The 229-nt window shown below is 38.9% G+C and carries 1 protein-coding gene; it reads right to left on the bottom strand.

What is annotated here, in order from left to right; all coding sequences use genetic code 11:
- Nucleotides 1-229, bottom strand: a 229-nt coding sequence (locus SB775_RS34515; protein WP_410865793.1) for an amino acid permease, incomplete at both ends; no start/stop codon positions are given.

Genomic DNA, 229 nt, shown 5'->3' with positions numbered 1-229 from the left:
TGTCCATCCCATTAAATGGGCAACAAACTCACAAATTGTTGAATATGAATATGTGTACACACTACCTGAAACAGGAAGTGTAGATGCAACTTCTGCATAACATAATGCTGCAAATCCACAAACAATTGCTGCAATCATGAATGAAAAAATAACTGCTGGACCAGCATCTCTTGCTGCTACTAATCCCGTTAATACTAGAACTCCTGTACCAATTATCGCACCAATCCCT

It is taken from the genome of Peribacillus sp. SIMBA_075 (assembly GCF_046534585.1).
The sequence above is the reverse complement of the archived record's forward strand: the minus strand, read 5'-3'. Positions and strand labels throughout refer to the sequence as shown.